This is a genomic window from Danxiaibacter flavus (assembly GCF_041060425.1).
Classification (GTDB): Bacteria; Bacteroidota; Bacteroidia; order Chitinophagales; family Chitinophagaceae; genus Danxiaibacter; species Danxiaibacter flavus.
Genome location: NZ_JAULBC010000007.1, coordinates 276,489 through 295,616 on the forward strand (window position 1 = coordinate 276,489; position 19,128 = coordinate 295,616).

Below are 19,128 nucleotides of genomic sequence, written 5' to 3' on the forward strand. Positions count from 1 at the left end.
TAAAAAACTTCGCTCCGGTCAGCTTTAGGCTTTAGGCTTTGAGCTTTGAGCTTTAGGCTTTATCAGGGCTCTTTATGTGTTGTAGGCGTGTGCACAATGTCGAAATAAACTGATTTATCATCGTTGTTAGGATAAATCCTGTATGTAAACTCATCTTTTGTAAGTACAGTAATTTCAACAACACGGGTAAACAAAATAGCTCCGGCACTATCCCTGGCTACAATTGTACGGGTTTTTCCATCAGCAGGAACCGTCCAGTCGCCGTGCGTCTTGGGCGAATCATCAAGGTTGTACATAGTAAATGTTCCATCAGCCTTGAAATATGCAAAGCCTACAAAGTTAGATACGTTGGCATCTGTCAACGCTACATGCTCACCTTTATTGTTTTTTGCATTGGTTGTTTCCCAGGAAACACTTGCCAGCACTTCAGCCGGAGTTTGCGTTTTCTGTGGCTGATCACTGTCTTTACTGCAACCAATAAATAATGTAGTACAAAAAACTACCACAAAAGTCAACACAATCTTTTTAAAGTCATTCATATTTTATACAATTTATTATGTGGCAAAAATATTTATGCCCTTTGCCAAGTCTTTGCTGTTTTCATCCCGGCACTTGTAAAATTTATAACAACTCGGCTGCCTGGCTACAACAAAGTGCAGCAGCTATTTTCTAAAACACAATATTTCCTCTATGGATCAATGACTTCACCGGTGAAATACGGGACACCGCTTCGGCCGAACAGGAGGCTGCTATCAGTACCATATCAGCGTCATCTCCCGCTTTAGGCCATTGTTGCATCCCATTATCGTCTAATGGCAGTATATAACGTGTTGCAAAAGCCAGGGTCCGGGACAATTGCCATTCAGTAGAGTAGCCATACAATTCTGCTATAAGGTGTGCCTTTTGAAGCATATTGCCTGAACCAAAAGTGTTCCAGTGATCCTGTATATTATCATTGCCGATCAATACTTCCACTCCGTATTTTCTTAGCGTTGGAATTGGCATGATGGTGTCGCCGAACGGAACAGAAGACACAATCCCTACACCGGCATAAGCAAGACGTTCCGCAATCTTTTCAATTTCCGAATCACTCAAATGCCCCAAAGCAAATGCATGACTGACATAGGTTTTCCCTTTTAGCGGTGGGTTTTCCATGGCCTTATCAATCAGGAATTCGATGGTTTTTATTCCGCTTTCTCCCCTTTCATGCAGGTGAAGATCAATGCCCTTATTATTGTCCAATGCAAGCTGCGTAATCAGCTCCATTGGTTTCTCCACACTTCCGTCAACTGAATAAGGATCAACTCCCCCAATAAAACCCACAGCATCCAGTTTGGCGACTTCCTTTAAAAGAGATTCTGTATGCGTATAATAGATACCGTGCTGGGGAAAGGCAACCAATTCAGCGTCCAGTATTTTTTTCTTATGCTGCAACACTTCTTCCAGGTGATTCAGGGACTCGAAACCAGATGTGGGATCAATATTAACATGTGAACGGATGAAATGTGTACCATATGATTGAAGGAAATCAATCATTCTTCCTGTTCGCTCTTCTGAAGTATTCAGCCATTCCGGAATCATCTTCTGTTCATAAGCAATCATATCCTTTACCGTCCTTCTTTTCGCCGAAACTGCCTGCCATGGCAAACCGAAAAGCATTTTATCGAGATGCCCATGCATATCCTTAAATGCAGGCAGCATGAGCCTACCCTTCGCATCTATTGCATCTATCGCTGCATCATTGGGTTTAATGTTCTTTATTTTCCCATCTTCTACTTCAATGCAAAAAAGATCAGTTTTCGTTTTTACTACTTCTCCGTCTTCGTATTCAAAACCCGTTTCCAGTAAAACATTCTTCAGTATATATGTTTGATTTTCCATTTTGTATTAACAATTCACTGCGGCAAAGTAAAGTTTGTTTTTAGCCAATGCTTTGCGAAATCCATCCTGATGCTTGAAAGATTTATCATTTTACTTTAAAGTGTGATAAATCTTTCAAGAGTTGGAATGAATCCTACACACAGCACAGCGTACCATCAACTACTTTTGTCTCAAATATTTTCAGGCTATGCGTAAATCAAAGATCTCCCGCAAGGATTTTTTGAAAAAAACCGGATTAAGTTTTGCAGGAACGGCTTTTGTGCCCGGACTATTGAAGGCTACAGGTGTTTCAGCCCAACCTCCAGCAGACAAAGGAAACAAGCACATGGATAAAGATTATTCTTTAAAAAATGTAAGGCTGGAAACAGGATTCGAGTACGATGGTGATGAAGTTATTCATACCAAAACCGGATTGTTTTCTGTTGCCATCAGTAATGGAAAAATCAAAAGCATTTCTGATAACACGCCCAATGATTCCCGCGCCATTGATGCTAAGGGACTATTGATGCTTCCGGCATTTAAGGATATGCATATCCACCTGGATAAAACTTTCTATGGCGGCCCGTGGCAGGCTGCAAAGCGAAGAACCGGCGGTGTAAAAGGCATGATTGCACTGGAGCAGCAAATTTTGCCGGAGATGCTGAAAACATCCACAGATCACGCGGAAAAACTGATTGAATTACTTCAGTCAAAGGGTACTTCATTTGCAAGAAGCCACGTAAATATTGAACCTACCTCAAAACTACAATCGCTAAAAAATCTACAAAAAGCGCTTGAAAATAAAAAAGATAGTTTTGGAGCAGAGCTTGTAGCATTTCCTCAGCATGGCGTTTTTTATACTGATTCAGTTCCCTACCTGAAAGATGCTGCACAAATGAATATTGATTTTATTGGTGGCGTAGATCCTTACTCCATTGATGGATCTATTGAAAAAACAATCGATTTTACAGTTCAGCTGGCGCTGGATAATAACAAAGGAATAGATATTCATTTGCATGAATCCGGAGAATCGGGATTGAAAACAGTTGAATACCTGATTAAAAAAGTAAATGAAAATCCTGCGCTAAAGAAAAAGACTTTTATAAGCCACTGTTTTGTTTTAGGAAAACTGGAAAAACCCAAGCAGGAAGAAATAGCAGAACAATTGGGCGCCGCTAATATAGGCATCGTATCTACCATACCATTTGGCGGATTAATTATGCCGATACCCACATTGTACAAACACAATGTTACAGTGCTAACGGGTAACGACAGCATCATTGACCACTGGAATACATTTGGAAGCGGAAGTGTACTACAAAAAGCCAACCTTATGGCACAACTCTACGGTTATTCTACCGAGTTTTTGTTATCAAGAAGTTTAAAACTGGCAACAGCTAACATACTTCCATTAGATGACAAAGGTGTGCAACAATGGCCAAAAGCAGGCGATGCTGCCGATATGGTACTTATTGATGCAAGTTGTTCGGCAGAAGCTGTTTCAAGAATATCGCCGGTGAAATCATTGATAACCAAAGGAAATATTGTGTATCAATGATCACCAAATAGCATTCATCGATTGTCAGGCGAATCCGGGCCGCGCCATTCAAAACGCAAGAGGTTTTCACCTGTAATGCGACTGCTCAAAGTATTTGTAATAAATGGTGCTTCAATCTTGCTAATTTAAATGTTCCGGCGAGACTTTTTTTATGCGCATTTCATAAACCAAACGCTAACATAATTGTTGTTAATAATGGAATCGAAATATTTCTTTTAAAAAAAAGAATCGGAAAGGCTTGCCTCTTTGGGTAAGCCTTTTTAATGTAAACGTCACTCATATCACTCCGATCTATCCATTTATTTCTGAACTGCCAGCCGGAAGCATGAAACCGTAGATTCATGTTCTTTGAAAATTTTGTCCCGGAGCAAAGATATACCGCAGAGTAAGTTAAGAAACAGTTTTGTTAGCCGCTCTGCTCATTGGAAGACAAGGCCATTTGTTTGGGAAATGCATATTATTCAAAGGCGTTTCGTTAATTGAAAAAGACTTATTAATTTGATAGAGGATATGACGATATGATCTTTTCCTGCAACTTTTGACGAAGTAAATTCCCGTTTTTTAATACATTATCTGAAAGAAAAATGACGAAAACAAAATACAGCCGGCGTCATTTCCTGGGCGCTGCAACGATGTCATTGGGTGCCGCTGAATTTGCGATGATTGGTTTAGCCGGTGCAGCACAATTTCCTGATCAAAATCAATCGCAGGCCATGAAGAATCGTTTTGAAACAAACGCATCCATTGGTCCGATAAAGCAAGTTAATGCCGGTCTTCTAAGTGTCGGATATGCAGAATCGGGTCCTCAAAACGGAACTCCGGTCATTCTTCTTCATGGCTGGCCTTACGATATTTACAGCTATGCCAATGTACAACCAGTATTGGTATCAGCCGGTTACAGGGTGATAATCCCCTATTTACGCGGCTATGGCACAACGCGCTTTTTGTCCGACGAAACAATGCGTAACGGACAGCAATCTGTGCTTGCCGTTGATGTGATCAATTTAATGAACGCGCTCAGTATCACGAAAGCAATCGTCGCTGGTTTTGACTGGGGGGCACGTACAGCAAACATACTAGCTGCCTTATGGCCGGAGCGATGCAAGGCACTGGTATCTGTAAGCGGCTATTTGATCGGCAACCAGAAGGCAGGGATGAACCCATTGCCTCCTGCAAGTGAACTTCAGTGGTGGTATCAATATTATTTTGCTACAGAGCGCGGCCGCGCGGGTTATGAGAAATACAGGCATGACTTTGCCAAACTCATCTGGAAGATTGCTTCCCCACAATGGAATTTTGACGATGCTACGTTCGATCAAACGGCAGCATCTTTCGACAACCCTGACCATGTAGCCATTGTGATACACAATTACAGATGGCGGCTGGGCATTGCACAAGGTGAATCCCAATATGATGATTTGGAAAAAAGGCTTGCGGAAGGGCCTATTATTACAGTGCCCACGATCACGCTTGAAGGTGATGCCAATGGGGCGCCTCACCCTGAAAGCACCGCCTACGCCAATAAATTTTCAGGCAAATATTCGCACAAGATCATAACAGGTGGCATCGGCCATAATCTACCCCAGGAAGCGCCAAAAGCATTTGCGGAAGCAGTAATCGAAGCCGATAATTATTCTAAATAGCTTGTTGTAGAAATTGGCAATGACGCGTTCCCGAACCACTGGGTAAATCTCTATGTTTAGATGACTTTATTTTCCCTGATACAACATCATTTAAGAAAGGCTTTGACACCGGGCTTAACACTTACAAATAAATAAACAATTAAAAAACAGAGGGTAAGCTGAATCAACGGAATCATGAAGAATCGGGTTATATCATGCATTGCACCATATTCCTGCAACAGAGGCCGGTACCGGATGCCGGAAGCAACACCGGCGGGCATATTCAGTTTCCCAAGCAATTGTACAGTCTGCAACCGGGATCGAATTGATAGAGGCATCTTTAAAAAAAACATTGCATATATATTGAGAATGAGTTTAAGCATGTTCGTTTATTTCGATAATACTCAGCTGACGCTGAGTAAGAATTTTGTTACCACACAAAATTATTTTCACACCACTCCCGTTTCAATGGACGAATGATGCGGAATGTTGCGCGGATTACCCGCGGATAATTTACATGCACAGATCTTTTTAATGGAAAGTATTATACATCATTGGCACACTCGGTCGATAAGATTATCGCACGATAAAGCATACGCTAATAATACAGCTTTTCCATCGGGCTTAGTTTCGATCTTTTATTTGCGGCCCGAAAGATTCCCCACACCAGAATAGTTGACTTGTTGCTTCGTGACTATTGAGTACAGGATTGCTTTATTCATACAATTTATAGCACCGTTCTGTCATTGCTTCCGCTATCCGGCATGAATAGCTTTGCCTTCGTATTTAAAACAAACTGTTGTAGTTGATCAGTCATCAACTTTCAGTTAACAATTTATCATCATAAAATTTAAACAATGAAAAGAAGCAGAATGACTCTTGCGATATTATTGTTGGTAAACGTTTTACTAATGCAAGGAGTAACAAGCACCGCGCAAACCGGTCCCAATATCAGCACAGTCACAAACGAATCTATACGACCGTTCCAGGTGCATTTTCCGCAGGAACAACTTAACGGTCTGCGCCAACGTATTCAGGCTACCAGGTGGCCCGCGCAGGAAACTGTAAATGATGCATCACAGGGCGTACAACTTGCCACAATGCAAAAACTAGCGAAATATTGGTCAACGGATTATGACTGGCGAAAAGTGGAAGCCAGGTTAAATGCCTTACCTCAATTCATTACAACAATAGATGGAGTTGATATTCATTTCATTCATGTCCGTTCCAGGTATCCGAATGCATTGCCCATCATTATCACACACGGATGGCCGGGCTCTGTTATAGAGCAGATGAAGATCATAGGTCCGCTCACAGATCCTGTTGCCTATGGTGGTAAAGCGGAAGATGCTTTTGATGTAGTGATTCCTTCACTTCCCGGCCACGGTTTTTCAGGCAAACCCACTACTACTGGCTGGGAACCGGTACACATTGCAAAAGCATGGATAGAGTTGATGAGGCGACTTGGCTACAAAAAATATGTAGCACAAGGCGGTGACTGGGGAAATGCAGTTTCCGAGATTATGGCGCTAATGGCACCTCCTGAATTGCTTGGCATTCATACCAATATGCCGGCAACCGTTCCGGCTGATATTTCAAAAGCTCTGGCATCAGGAACTGTTCCGCCCGATCTCTCAGCCGATGAACTGAACGCTTACAAACAGCTCGGCTTTTTTTATAGCAAGGGTTTGGGCTATGCCCAGGAAATGGGTCTTCGACCACAAACACTTTATGGTATAGGAGATTCACCCATCGGTCTTGCTGCCTGGATGCTTGACCACGATGATCTTAGCTATAAGCTGATTGCAAGCGTGTTCGATGGAAAAACGGAAGGTCTTACCCGTGATGATATCCTTGACAATATTACCTTGTATTGGCTTACAAACACGGCTGTTACTTCTGCACGGCTTTACTGGGAAACCTTTCAGCTTCCAAAGGCCGGCTTTTTTGATCCACGCGGGGTAAAGATCCCTGTTGCCGTAAGCGTGTTCCCTGATGAGATATACGCAGCTCCCAAAAACTGGGCAGAGAAGGCTTATGCCAAACTTATATACTATCAGAAACATGACAAAGGTGGTCACTTCGCCGCATGGGAACAACCGCTGCTCCTTACAGAAGATCTTCGGGCAGCATTTAAATCACTGCGTTGATTTCAGCCAGCAGCATCAAATAAACTAATAAAACCAAACATAGCCGTCACGCTTTTTGGCGAGGCGGCTATGTCGTTTAAATGTGAGCTGACCGATAAAATGTATTACTCAATAAACGCATCATCAGGCAATGATGATGCAATAAAATTTAGGCAAGTATCATGCGTTAAACGCACCGTCGTTATTTGCTGCTTTTAATCTCCGGTTCTTTCTTATTGCGTATCCGATAGCGTTTTCCAACAAGAGCTATTTAGCCGATATAGTCGCAAAGGTCCTGTTTATACAATACATAACATCATTCCGTCATTGCCTTCGGCGCGCCGTGATAATAGTTTTGTCAACGGATTTCATTAAACAAAAACAGCTTTTGCAGATGATCACAAATGGCTCACAGTCATTAAAAAAAGAGAAAGAAATCAAACCTGCCGGATGGTCCTCTTGTAAGATCTGTTTATCAAAATTTTAAAAAAAACATGTATGAAACGTTCATTTTTCAGCGCACTAATTATTCTAAGTGCATTACTCACAAGCATTAATTCCTGGTCTGCAGGTACAGGCAGCAGGAACGAATCAGGAAACACTAAAACAGTAAATGTCAACAATGCAAACATCGCGTATCGCATCTATGGTGATAAAGAAGGAATTCCGATAGTTCTGTTGTCACCGCTGGGATCATCGATGGACGACTGGGATCCCGCAGTCATCAATGGGCTTACCAGGAATTCGCCAGTTGTAGTTTTTGATGAAAAGGGAGTTGGCAGCTCCTCGGGAAAAACGCCGGCAACAATTGCAGAAATGGCTACTGACGCGATTGCTTTCATCAAGACATTGGGATATCCGAAAGTGAATCTGCTGGGATTCTCAATGGGAGGTTTTGTTGCTCAGCAAATTGTTGAGACCGAACCACAATGGGTAAACAAACTGATCCTGGTTGGTACTGGTCCCCAGGGATCTGAAGGACTTTCAGAAGTAGGCAACAAAATTTCATCCATTGCGAACCTGCCTCCGGAAGAACAATTCCTCCAATCTTTATTTACTCCTACAGAACAAAGCAGACAATCAGGTAAAGAATCATTTGCACGTATCTCAGCAAAAAAAGAAGGCCGCGATCTTCCGCTTTCACAGGAAGCTTTCGTTGCTGAGCTAACTGCCGTTCTCGGATGGGCTCAACCTGATTCAGCAGCCTTCGCCCGTTCAACAGGTGTAACCACACATACATTGATCGTCGCAGGCAAAAATGACTTATTGGTGCCGATTGTCAATCCATTCAAACTATATCAGGCAATGCCAAACTCACGCCTGCTTCTTTTGCCGGATGCCGGTCACGGCGTTATGTTTCAATACCCGGACCTGTTCGTTCAGGAAGCGGAAAACTTTCTAAAAAATTAAGAGGTGGTTAATCAGACTGATCACTCTTTGTAATAAAAAATGCATTATCAAAAACAATTAAAAATTTAAGCAATGAAAAATAATATAGTGAAAAACTTCATCGTATTAATTTTGCTCGGACTTAGCATAGTATCCTGCAAAAAAGATAATTTTCCCGGTAGTGGTCCCGACAAGGGAATTACAGACTATCATCAAAATGCCGTCACACAATTCATCGCTGCCGGTAAAACAAATTTTGCTTACAGGATTTTAGGAAAACAAACAGGTATCCCCCTCGTTATGGTTTCCGCCCTGGGAAATTCAATGGACGATTGGGACCCGGTTATTACCAACGGCCTGGCACAGCAATACAAGGTGATCATCTTCGACATACAGGGTGTTGGCTCATCCAGCGGTGTAACCCCTGATAATATCCCGGATATGGCCAAAGGAGTAGTAACATTTATACAAGCGTTGGGCTACACCAAAGTTAACCTGTTAGGATTCTCCATGGGTAGCTTTATTACTCAGCAGATCGCCTCTGCAAATCCTGCTTTGGTAAATAAAATTATCCTTACAGGAACGGGACCCAAAGGAGCTGAAGGCCTTTCCAATCTTCCGAACATTTTGGCAACAACTGTAGGTTTAACTCCCGAACAAGTGTTCTTAGCCTCATTTTTCGCACCATCCGAAGGAAGTCAAACCGCAGGAAAGCTTTCTTATGAACGCATTCAAAAAAGAACTGTCAACAGGGATGCGCCGGTTAGCCAGGAAAGTGCCACCGCAGGATTAAAAGCCGTTTTAGGCTGGGCTCAACCAGATCCGACAGCACTGGAGGAACTTAAAAAACTTACAAAGCCCGTACTTATCGCACAAGGTGAAAAAGATTTTCTTGTTCCTGTTGTCAATGCAATCAATATGGCCAACAGTATCCCTGGTTCACAGCTGATTGTTTATCATGATGCGGCTCATGGCGCCATTTATCAGTACCACGACGAATTTATCCGCGCAGCATCCGAATTTTTAACCAAGTAAAAAGAAGTTCTATACTAATCATCAAAAAATAAAAACAATGGAAACAATAACAAAAACAAGCAAGGTTTTATACACTGCCCAAACGCACACCACAGGCGGTCGCGAGCATGGAGTGGCGAAAAGTTCAGACGGACATTTGGATATCAGATTATCTTCTCCCGGCACTAACGGCGCCGGAACCAATCCGGAACAATTATTTGCAGCAGGTTGGTCTGCGTGTTTTGAAGGCGCAATGGGAATTGCAGCAAATAAGAGCCGTATTACGCTCCCTGAAGACACAGCCATTGATGCAGAAGTGGACCTGTGCCTGGATAAAGCTGATTTTTTTCTCAGGGCGAGACTTAATGTAAGCCTTCCCGGATTGGACAGAGACATTGCACAGAGCCTGATAGATGCAGCAGAAAATATTTGTCCGTATAGTAAAGCCATCAAAGGGAATGTGGATGTTGAGATTAACCTGGTTTAAAATGACTAATCGCCGGACTTGAAAGGTAGTCCGGCGATTAATCGTTCTGTAAGCCGATCAATAAGCCTGAAACAACCGAAGCAGCCATTGTTCTTATTAAAACAATTAAACTTATCATAATGCAAACGCAACAAAAAACATGGTTCATTACCGGCGCCTCAAAAGGCTTTGGTTATGAAATTACAAAAGCTGCCCTAGAAGCTGGCGACAAAGTAGTGGCAACTGTTCGAAACAATACTTCCGCACTCCACAGTGACCTGAAAAATCAGTCAAACCTGTTAATCGTTAATATGGATGTAACAAGAGAACCGGAGGTTAAAGATGCCGTAGAAAAGGCTATCGCTCATTTTGGCAAATTAGACATCGTTGTAAATAACGCTGGTTATGGCATTGTAGGCGCAATCGAAGAAGTATCCGATGCAGAGGCAAGAAAACAATATGATACCAACGTTTTTGGTGTTTTAAATGTATTGCGGGCAACGCTTCCTTATTTAAGAAAACAAAGATCCGGTCATATCATTAATGTGTCTTCACTCTTTGCATTTGATCCTTTAATTGGTTGGGCATTGTACGGATCAACCAAAAATGCTGTGGAAGGAATTTCGCAGGGACTTGCCAAGGAACTGGAACCATTTGGGATAGCTGTAACTGTTATTGAACCTGGTTTGTTCAGAACAGGTTTTACCGGAAAGGACTCTTTTGCTATTGCACAAAACACAATAAGCGACTACGAAAATACGCGCGTAGGTCAAATGCGAAAAAGCACCGGAGCTTTTCATGGAACGCAGCCCGGAGATCCATCCAAATTAGCGACGTTGGTTGTTAAGTTAGCGCACGCAGAAAACCCACCGCTTCATTTACCTATAGGAACAGATTCGGTCAACAATTATAATACATTCAAAGAACGACTGGCGAACGATGTAAACACGTGGATGACAGATTCATTGAGCACCGATTATAAACCCGGCTGATTAATAAATTTACTCTTTCAAACAGCACCAGAAACAACAACAATCGGGTGCTGTTTTTATTTGTAGCCTTTACGATTTTTTACTGAAATAATTCATACAACAAATAGCCTGAATGCGGTATTGAAAACGGGGTTCCGTAAAAATAAATTTGTGTTGTAAAAGCTAAACGATATATAGGGTATCGCAAATGCAGACATTACAAATCCATCAAAAAAAGGAATATGAAAAAGGCAATCTATTTGTTATTTATACTTATAACATATTTACCGGCTCCGTCATTCGCACAAACGGAAGTAGTTTCAAACCACGCCTTTCAAACAGGTGAAAAAATCCGCTATGATGTTTTCTACAACGTGATTGGTATTTATTTACAGGCTGGAACTGCAACATTTACTGCATCAAACGAGATTATCGGGAACAGTGAAGTGTATCATGTAATTGGCGAAGGATCAACCAATTCAAAATATGATTGGATCTTTAAAGTGCGAGATCGTTATGAAACTTATTTTAATGCAGCCGACCTTAAGCCACTTATATTTCGCAGGCATATCAATGAAGGCAATTACAGGAAGGATGAAGAGATTTCGTTCAATCAGCAAACAAACTCAGTCACAACAAATGGAGGTGTTTATGCTGTTCCTGAAAACATACAAGATGCAATCAGTATTATGTACTATGTGCGCGACATAAATTACGACCAGTATCAAACAGGAAGCAAAATTCCGGTCAGTGTATTTATCGATAACAAAGTTTACAAAATGTATATTTACCACAATGGCAGGGAAGTAATAAAAACAAAATATGGAGAATTCAATGCCATAAAGTTAAAGCCGTTATTACTGAAAGGAAATACTTCTAAAGATGATGAAAAGTTGCTGGAAGAAGATGTTTTTGAAGGTAGCGAAAAGATGACGATCTGGATAACAGACGACTCAAATCACATACCTGTTCGTATTGAAAGTCCGATCGCTGTTGGCAAGGTTAAAATCGACCTTATGCAGTATGAAAATTTGAAATACAGCCTGACAGCGCTTAAGCGTTAGTGTATGAGTTCGCCCTTTCGAACGCTAAGCTTGCGAAAGGTATGAAGTATAAGGTTTGAGGCGTAAGGAAGTAACATGTAAGATTTAAGCATTAAATACGAGGCACGGTAGTGGCAAAGTTGGCAGGATACTAACTAAAGAATTTACAGTGCCAATTCAATGTCGTTTAGTTACGAGTTATCATTTCTTAACAACCTATTCTTTGTGTAATTCTGTGCCTACTCTGCCTTTCCTTTATCTTCCAAAGATGACGATGCTTGCTTAATTAAATGACATTGAATTGCCAATTCTTTCGCCGTTTGCCTTCACCCGTTAATACAAAGCATTTTTACATCCAGCCACTGTCGATACCATTTATTCACAAATGTGAACGTTGCCCGGATTTTTCAGTAGGTACTTTGTACTCACAAAACAAATCGAACAATCATGAAACTTATAAATAGTATAATTCTGACAAGCATATTGCTGATCGGATCTTTAACATCCTTCGGCCAGCAAAATAAAGCGCATGCGCTTTCGATGCAGGATGCTTTTGTACTTGCAGCTAAAAACAGCGCACAACTAAAAGTCTCTAAGATAAGCACGGCCCTGGCACATCAGAAAGTTGAGATAGCCAAACTGGGCAGATTACCTGAGATTTCCACCGGGCTAAACTATGGTTACCTGAGCAACTCACAGATATGGGATCCTTCTTTTGGCAAACACCTTACAAGATCAATTCCACACAACCTTACACAATTTTCCGTTCAGGCCTCAGAAGTAATTTTCAGGGGTGGTGAAGTTGCCAACAATTTGAAAAAGGCCAATTTAGAGGAACAGATTGCTGTTTTGAATCAGAACAAAAGCCTGGAAGACATAAAATTCCTCGTGGCAGCAAAATATCTTGATATCTATCGACTGATCAACCAGCGTGAAGTTTATGTGGACAACATAGAGTCATCACAGGAAAGACTTAAAAATATTCTGAGTCTTCAAAAACAGGGGCTGGTCACCAATAATGATGTCCTTCGCACTAAGCTGATCATCTCAGATCTGCAACTGGCTGTTCGTAAAACCGATGACAATATTGAGATTATAAATCAACAGTTTAATACGGTATTAGGGATTGACCTGTATGAAAAGCTAATACCGGATTCCAGCCTGCTGACGTACGCTTTTGGAGATGAGGACATTAAAAAATTAATGACCATGGCTTATGAAAACAACAAGGAACTGAAGACAGTTACCAAGGAAATTGAAGCAGCGCAAACAAATATGAAGGTAACAAGCGCGGAACGTTATCCCAGGGTAAGTCTTTTTGCAGCCAATAATTTACAGCGGCCTTATACTTATTCCACACCCGCTTTAGATATCTACTACAACAACTGGATAGCAGGTGTAAGTGTGAGTTACAATATCTCCTCAATTTATCAATCAGTAAGAAAAATAAAAGCAGCGCAGATACAAATAGAACAAGCCGTTGCAAGAGACACTGTTCAACAGCAAAATGTAGAAGTGGCAGTAAATGCAGATTTGATAAAATTTAATGAAGCTAAATATGAATTAACCACTTACACAGACGACCTGCGTTCGGCGGAGGAAAATTACCGCATCGTTGAAAAAAAATATTTTAACCAACTGGCCTTACTGGCTGATTTGATAGACGCTACAAATACAAAAATAGAAGCAGAGCTCAAAGTGAGCAACGCCCGGATAAATGCAGTGTACGCGCATTATCAACTGCAAAAATCAATTGGCCTTTTATAAATAATTGAAATCTATTTTATGAAACAGCGTAACAACAAAAAAAGCAAACAAATAGTGATCAACATTCTGCTAATGGCAGCCGCAGCATGTTTTGTATTGTGGGGAATATCGGTTTATTTCAACCTTGGCAACGATTTGTATACGAACGACGCCCATATTGAAGAATACATCAATCCCGTAAATACCCGCATTCCCGGCTACATTAAAGCGGTTAGGTTTAACGAACATCAAACTGTAAAAAAGGGTGACACACTTGTGTTGTTAGATGACAGGGAATACAGGATCCAGGTAGAACAGGCTGAGGCAGCATATATGGCAGCAGAAGCATCTAAAAATGTAACTGCCTCCAGTGTAAATACCGTACAAAGCGGTTTAAGCACAACTGATGCAAACATTGAAGCACTGAAAGTACGGGCATGGAATGCTGAGCAAAACTATCACCGTTATGCAAATTTGCTGAATGATGGCGCTGCAACCCAGCAACAGTTTGACCAGGCAAAAACGGATTATGAAACCTTACAGGCTCAAACCAAAGCGCTGCAGCAACAGCGAGCCACTACCAGCCTGTCTACAGTCGAAACTTCTAACAGGATTTCGGTAAATGATGCAGAAATAAAACGGACACATGCATTATTAGACTTTGCCAAATTGAACCTCTCTTATACGGTTATTACTGCTCCATATGATGGTGTTACAGGCAGACGGACCATCCAGGACGGACAATTGGTTCAGGCTGGCCAGACTTTACTGTCTTATGTAAGAAATGACAGCACCTGGGTAGTTGCCAATTATAAGGAAACGCAGGTAACAAAACTCACTATCGGACAAAAGGTGAAGTTACAGGTTGACGGCTTTGGTGCTAAAGAATTTGATGGGGTTGTTACAGCCATTGCGCAGGCAACGGGTTCAAAATTTTCATCAATTCCCGTTGACAATTCAACAGGGAACTTCATAAAAGTGCAACAGCGTGTCCCCGTAAAAATCGAGCTTGTTAAAAATCAGCAAAACGATGAGTTTCTTAAGCAGTTCCGTGCAGGAATGAATGTGGAAGTTCGTATTGCAAAATAAATATCAACAATATGGAAGTCAACCAAATATTTTACGCATGGGTTCCAAAATATATCCGCTATACCATTTTGTTGTTAATGGTATTTGTAGTGCTATGTGCAAACGGTGTTTACCTGGGAATTACAACAGATATGTACAGTGATCTGGGCGTATATTCAGAACCATATACAATGGCAACAAACGCTATGTATATCGGAATGGGACTTGGATTTTTATTTATCATCAGGCTTGCTGTAAGGTTTCCTGGCAAACCATTACTAATCTTTGGTTTTGCAATGATGTTATTCATGAACATTATTTGCGCCACTGCGAACAATCCCTTTCTTACAGTTGCAGCCTCATTTGTTTTGGGATTTACCAAAGTGCTTGCATTAGGACAAATTTATCTTGCATGGTTAGTTATCTGGAGCAAAAACATGGACGCCTCAAGAGTGTATCCGTTTTTTTATTTCGTGGCGCTTGCCGGGTTGAATTTTATAACCTGGCTTACCACATGGTTTGCACACCTCTTTTCCTGGAGGTATGCTTATATCATAGTGCTAATCCTGATCCTGCTTTGTATTGTACTCGCTGTAATATTCCTTGAAAATCACAAATTAAGAAAGAAAATACCATTGTATCAACTCGACATTCCCGGGCTCCTGCTATTAGCCATATCACTTATGCTTATTAACTATGTTGCCGTTTATGGAAAAGTTGAAGATTGGTTCAGCTCCAATGCAATTCGCCTTACATTTTTTATGGCGGCAATTACGATCCTGCTGTTCATAAAAAGAGAATTATCGGTCAGGCGTCCGATCCTTGATTTCAGGCTTTTTAAAGTATTGAATGTAAGCGCCGGCTTATTGCTTTTCTTTTTATTGGGGGCTCTTACACCAACTACTTTTCAATCCGCTTTATCAATCAATATATTACACTTTGAACTAATAAGAAACGCTGAATTAAGTCTCTTTCTCATACCCGGCATTCTAGCAGGAAGCATCCTGACCTTTTTTTGGTACAGGAAACATTTCGACAGCCATTTACTATTCATTATAGGATTCTCTGCAATTGTGCTGTATCACATAATGATGTACACGCGGTTTGTAAATGATTTAAATATTGATGAGTTTTGGCTTCCCTCCTTCTTCAGAGGATTTGCTCTTGCAATTCTATACATTTCAATTGGCCTGTACGCAACTGCAAATCTTCCCATCCCGGTTACATTAAAGGTTGTCGGATTAATACTGATCGTACGCTCGTTTCTTGCTACGGGGCTGGCTTCCGGACTTTATAACTATTTTTTATACGCAAATTCAAATCGTCATTTATCCATGCTTACATCTGAAATAGATGCCAATGAGCTTACTGGCTTTCAACATACTGATTTTACCGGCTATTACAAGTACATGCTGCAGCAGGCCAATTTAGCAGCCAGTAAGGAAATATCTGGAAGTATTATTATTTTTGGAATATCCATAGTAATTGTATTGATTATAGCAATGGCTTACAAAAAAATAAAGAAAGGATTATTGCAGTATCCTGCTATTCCGAAGGCGGAAATGTCAAACAATACAATTGCTGTTTAACTTATAACAGCTGCACAAATGATCCCAATAGATGCTTGCGAACCGTACTTTGAATACGTACGAAAATATACCGAGCTGGATGCTGAAGCTATGCAACTGATAGCTTCGCAAATAAGTGAGGTTACATTTCCAAAGAAACACATCATCCTTCCGGAAAACAGTGCCTGTAACAAGGTTTATTTTATTGTTTCAGGTACAGCAAGATCTTATTATACGGATTTCTCGGGCATAACCGTAACATGGTCCTTTCATTTTAACAACAGCCGAAGCGTTATCAGAAATGTTTTTGCAGTTGATTACCGTGCATTTATAACCAACAAACCCTCTTCTATATCTATTGAAACACTAAGTGAAGTGAAAGCATTCGTTTTTACAAAAGAAGCTGTATCCAGCATGATGGAAAGATCCTTAAAATATGAAATATGGATGCGGAAATTAAACGAAAATGCCTACGTCAGCATGTTCGACAGGGCTTTCACATTACTCACCATGTCAGCAACAGAACGATATAGCAAGCTGGTAGAAGAAGAACCTCACCTGTTACAAATGTTTTCCAACCATTATATCGCATCCTATCTTGGAATTGCACCACAATCGCTGAGCAGGATCAGAAGCCAGCACTAAAGATCAATTTAAAAATTTTTTGCTGTTTTATGTTTATTCACAAATGTGAATGTTATCGCTATCTAAACATGTGAACTTTGGTATATCAAATCAGCGAAGAACATGAAGAAAGCAATAACCATAGAACATATACAGACTGAGTTAACAAGCAATTTTGATCGTTTCACATTTAATCTTGAAAAGGCTTTGGGAGTGCTAACGCCTTCAGCACTGCAGGCACTCGGAGCATCTCCCGCATCCATGGCGTCTTATTTAACTAATGTGTCCGGTGAAAATAACCTGGTCTTGTTTAATATTCTCTTACAAGGTGATTTAACAGACAATCAGAACAAAATCAACATTAAACAGTATCAGATTGGCAACCCCAAATTAATGCTGAGAATAATAGCAAATCACGCCGCAGCAGGGTTATATCTTCCTGTTCATTTGCTTGTCTATGAAAAGTATCCAGGCAAAGCAATGATCGAATATGACCTTCCTTCTTCTTTATTCGCGCAGTTTGATAACCCGGAAATTCTCTCGGATTCAGTAGCCCTGGAAAATAAACTAATTGAACTTATCCGGATTGCAGATGCAGATAGCGAGGTTGAGTGTCAGACCAGGTTATAATATGTCAATAAACACAAAATAATTTAACAACAAAAATCAAGAGCAATGAAACAGGCGCAGATCATTCCGCTACTGAAATTTCAAAGCGGACGATTACCTGTCAAAGTCCAAAGCATTAAAGACTTTGCAGAAGAGCAGGATGAAATAAATGAAGGTCCTCACAGCCATGATTATCATGAAATGATTTGGCTGATCAAAGGGCAGGGCACATTGTATATTGATATGCAGGAATACACGATTGGGCCTAATACTTTGTTTTATATAAAGCCCAATGTGGCGCATCAGTTTCAGGAACGGCCGGACATGGAGGGTTTCGTATTCTCATTTACTGATGATTTTTTGGGTATGGGCGAACGTGATTTAGACACGATCAGTCAGGTCAGTCTTTGCAAGCTTTTTGCAGAACGGAGGACAATTAACATCGAGTCTGAAACAGGCAAAGATGTAGAAGAAATTGTCCTGAAAATGATTAAGGAACTGGAAAACGAATATGCTCACAAAAGGGAATTATTGAAACGCTATTTTAAAATTATCCTGATCTATTTAGCACGGACTACAGAAGAAGTTTTTCAGTCAACTGAACAGTCAAGAGAAACTGAACTGGTAAATAACTTTATGCGGTTGCTTAACAAGGACTATAAAGAAAAGAAAATGGTAGCTGAATACGCAGCGCAATTATTAGTGACGTCTAATTATCTCAACCGGATCGTAAAGAAAATCACCGGATTTTCTGCCGGGCTCCAAATCAGGCAGCGCGTCGTGTTGGAAGCGAAAAGAATGGCACGGTATTCCGATGCAGGCATGAAGGAGATCGCATACAACTTAGGATTTTTAGACAGCGCCCATTTCAGTCGTTTTTTTAAAACTTTTGGCGGATTAAATTTTTCAGATTTTAAAAGAGGAGCCCAAATTATCCCGATGAACACGGTGTTTAACAGGGCTTAATACAAGAGGTACAATGTGAACTGCAGAGGCATCAATCACTTCTTTTCTATTATAGCCAATCTCAGTTTTCCATACAGCTGGCTTGCCGTTTTATTCAATTCAACAATTAGCTAAAATTATTTTTATGAAAAATGATATTATTCAACAAGAAATATTGTTATTAACAGACACTACTTTTTCGCAAAGAGCACTGATCGAAAATGATAGTGAAGACGAACCTGATCTGTCATTGAGCGAAAAATTTGAAGAAGCCGTCTGGGCCGGATTGCTCACTGACCTGTTACCAGAAGTAGTTACAAACAGAGACCTTCGCCTTTGGCAGGTAGAGCACTCCGAACACTCCTGGCAGGTAGAATTGTCAAAATATACTTCCCGGGAAAAGCCGGGTTCAATTAATCCTTTTTATTTTCTAACCGGGATAAATTACAACTAGTATCCGGAACTAAGATTTGAAACAATCTTAATTCACTTCTCTCCTTTTAATAAACGAACTTT

Annotated in this window: 17 protein-coding genes; 15 read left to right on the forward strand and 2 right to left on the reverse strand. The window is 40.7% G+C overall.

Annotated features, from left to right (window positions below; all coding sequences use genetic code 11):
- Positions 1–62: 62 nt before the first annotated feature.
- Positions 63–539, reverse strand: coding sequence for a DUF4822 domain-containing protein (locus QTN47_RS20460; protein ID WP_369331283.1), 477 nt, complete (start codon positions 537–539; stop codon positions 63–65).
- Between the two features lie 130 nt (positions 540–669).
- Entirely contained in the window at positions 670–1,881 is a 1,212-nt protein-coding gene (locus tag QTN47_RS20465; protein ID WP_369331284.1) for an amidohydrolase, read from the reverse strand.
- Between the two features lie 187 nt (positions 1,882–2,068).
- Here QTN47_RS20465 and QTN47_RS20470 point away from each other — a divergent pair, with 187 nt between their 5' ends.
- From QTN47_RS20470 to QTN47_RS20540, 15 genes are all read left to right on the forward strand, one after another.
- Positions 2,069–3,418, forward strand: a complete 1,350-nt coding sequence (locus tag QTN47_RS20470; RefSeq protein ID WP_369331285.1) for an amidohydrolase — start codon at positions 2,069–2,071, stop codon at positions 3,416–3,418.
- 584 nt (positions 3,419–4,002) lie between these two features.
- Positions 4,003–5,061: an alpha/beta fold hydrolase gene (locus QTN47_RS20475; RefSeq protein WP_369331286.1), complete on the forward strand. Its 1,059-nt coding sequence runs from the start codon at positions 4,003–4,005 to the stop codon at positions 5,059–5,061.
- A gap of 836 nt (positions 5,062–5,897) precedes the next feature.
- Complete coding sequence (locus QTN47_RS20480) at positions 5,898–7,190, forward strand: epoxide hydrolase family protein (RefSeq protein WP_369331287.1); 1,293 nt, start codon at positions 5,898–5,900, stop codon at positions 7,188–7,190.
- Between the two features lie 477 nt (positions 7,191–7,667).
- Positions 7,668–8,579 (forward strand): alpha/beta fold hydrolase, encoded by a 912-nt coding sequence (locus QTN47_RS20485; protein ID WP_369331288.1) that lies wholly within the window; start codon positions 7,668–7,670, stop codon positions 8,577–8,579.
- Between the two features lie 72 nt (positions 8,580–8,651).
- Positions 8,652–9,593 (forward strand): alpha/beta fold hydrolase, encoded by a 942-nt coding sequence (locus QTN47_RS20490; RefSeq protein ID WP_369331289.1) that lies wholly within the window; start codon positions 8,652–8,654, stop codon positions 9,591–9,593.
- 37 nt (positions 9,594–9,630) lie between these two features.
- Complete coding sequence (locus QTN47_RS20495) at positions 9,631–10,059, forward strand: organic hydroperoxide resistance protein (protein ID WP_369331290.1); 429 nt, start codon at positions 9,631–9,633, stop codon at positions 10,057–10,059.
- Between the two features lie 119 nt (positions 10,060–10,178).
- The gene (locus tag QTN47_RS20500; protein ID WP_369331291.1) at positions 10,179–11,030 is read left to right on the forward strand and encodes an SDR family NAD(P)-dependent oxidoreductase; all 852 of its coding nucleotides are present in this window, start codon (positions 10,179–10,181) and stop codon (positions 11,028–11,030) included.
- A 221-nt stretch (positions 11,031–11,251) separates the two neighbouring features.
- On the forward strand, positions 11,252–12,073 hold the full coding sequence (locus tag QTN47_RS20505; RefSeq protein ID WP_369331292.1) for a DUF3108 domain-containing protein: 822 nt from the start codon (positions 11,252–11,254) through the stop codon (positions 12,071–12,073).
- A 426-nt stretch (positions 12,074–12,499) separates the two neighbouring features.
- A complete protein-coding gene (locus tag QTN47_RS20510) occupies positions 12,500–13,819 on the forward strand; it encodes a TolC family protein (protein WP_369331293.1) in 1,320 nt (439 codons plus the stop codon).
- Positions 13,820–13,837: 18 nt separating this feature from the next.
- Positions 13,838–14,887, forward strand: a complete 1,050-nt coding sequence (locus QTN47_RS20515) for an HlyD family secretion protein (protein WP_369331294.1) — start codon at positions 13,838–13,840, stop codon at positions 14,885–14,887.
- Between the two features lie 11 nt (positions 14,888–14,898).
- Positions 14,899–16,455, forward strand: coding sequence for an MFS transporter (locus tag QTN47_RS20520; protein ID WP_369331295.1), 1,557 nt, complete (start codon positions 14,899–14,901; stop codon positions 16,453–16,455).
- 18 nt (positions 16,456–16,473) lie between these two features.
- Entirely contained in the window at positions 16,474–17,079 is a 606-nt protein-coding gene (locus tag QTN47_RS20525; RefSeq protein ID WP_369331296.1) for a Crp/Fnr family transcriptional regulator, read from the forward strand.
- 102 nt (positions 17,080–17,181) lie between these two features.
- A complete protein-coding gene (locus tag QTN47_RS20530) occupies positions 17,182–17,688 on the forward strand; it encodes a DUF302 domain-containing protein (protein WP_369331297.1) in 507 nt (168 codons plus the stop codon).
- A gap of 45 nt (positions 17,689–17,733) precedes the next feature.
- Positions 17,734–18,633: a helix-turn-helix domain-containing protein gene (locus QTN47_RS20535; protein WP_369331298.1), complete on the forward strand. Its 900-nt coding sequence runs from the start codon at positions 17,734–17,736 to the stop codon at positions 18,631–18,633.
- Positions 18,634–18,757: 124 nt separating this feature from the next.
- A complete protein-coding gene (locus QTN47_RS20540) occupies positions 18,758–19,066 on the forward strand; it encodes a hypothetical protein (protein WP_369331299.1) in 309 nt (102 codons plus the stop codon).
- The last annotated feature ends 62 nt before the right edge of the window (positions 19,067–19,128 follow it).

What these genes read in the sequence shown, in the direction of transcription:
- QTN47_RS20470 (WP_369331285.1), top strand. Translation starts at nt 2,069, where the DNA reads ATGCGTAAATCAAAGATCTCCCGCAAGGATTTTTTGAAAAAAACCGGA.
- QTN47_RS20475 (WP_369331286.1), top strand. Translation starts at nt 4,003, where the DNA reads ATGACGAAAACAAAATACAGCCGGCGTCATTTCCTGGGCGCTGCAACG.
- QTN47_RS20515 (WP_369331294.1), top strand. Translation starts at nt 13,838, where the DNA reads ATGAAACAGCGTAACAACAAAAAAAGCAAACAAATAGTGATCAACATT.
- QTN47_RS20535 (WP_369331298.1), top strand. Translation starts at nt 17,734, where the DNA reads ATGAAACAGGCGCAGATCATTCCGCTACTGAAATTTCAAAGCGGACGA.
- QTN47_RS20530 (WP_369331297.1), top strand. Translation starts at nt 17,182, where the DNA reads ATGAAGAAAGCAATAACCATAGAACATATACAGACTGAGTTAACAAGC.
- QTN47_RS20495 (WP_369331290.1), top strand. Translation starts at nt 9,631, where the DNA reads ATGGAAACAATAACAAAAACAAGCAAGGTTTTATACACTGCCCAAACG.
- QTN47_RS20510 (WP_369331293.1), top strand. Translation starts at nt 12,500, where the DNA reads ATGAAACTTATAAATAGTATAATTCTGACAAGCATATTGCTGATCGGA.
- QTN47_RS20490 (WP_369331289.1), top strand. Translation starts at nt 8,652, where the DNA reads ATGAAAAATAATATAGTGAAAAACTTCATCGTATTAATTTTGCTCGGA.
- QTN47_RS20505 (WP_369331292.1), top strand. Translation starts at nt 11,252, where the DNA reads ATGAAAAAGGCAATCTATTTGTTATTTATACTTATAACATATTTACCG.
- QTN47_RS20500 (WP_369331291.1), top strand. Translation starts at nt 10,179, where the DNA reads ATGCAAACGCAACAAAAAACATGGTTCATTACCGGCGCCTCAAAAGGC.
- QTN47_RS20525 (WP_369331296.1), top strand. Translation starts at nt 16,474, where the DNA reads ATGATCCCAATAGATGCTTGCGAACCGTACTTTGAATACGTACGAAAA.
- QTN47_RS20485 (WP_369331288.1), top strand. Translation starts at nt 7,668, where the DNA reads ATGAAACGTTCATTTTTCAGCGCACTAATTATTCTAAGTGCATTACTC.
- QTN47_RS20540 (WP_369331299.1), top strand. Translation starts at nt 18,758, where the DNA reads ATGAAAAATGATATTATTCAACAAGAAATATTGTTATTAACAGACACT.
- QTN47_RS20465 (WP_369331284.1), bottom strand. Translation starts at nt 1,881, where the DNA reads ATGGAAAATCAAACATATATACTGAAGAATGTTTTACTGGAAACGGGT.
- QTN47_RS20480 (WP_369331287.1), top strand. Translation starts at nt 5,898, where the DNA reads ATGAAAAGAAGCAGAATGACTCTTGCGATATTATTGTTGGTAAACGTT.
- QTN47_RS20520 (WP_369331295.1), top strand. Translation starts at nt 14,899, where the DNA reads ATGGAAGTCAACCAAATATTTTACGCATGGGTTCCAAAATATATCCGC.
- QTN47_RS20460 (WP_369331283.1), bottom strand. Translation starts at nt 539, where the DNA reads ATGAATGACTTTAAAAAGATTGTGTTGACTTTTGTGGTAGTTTTTTGT.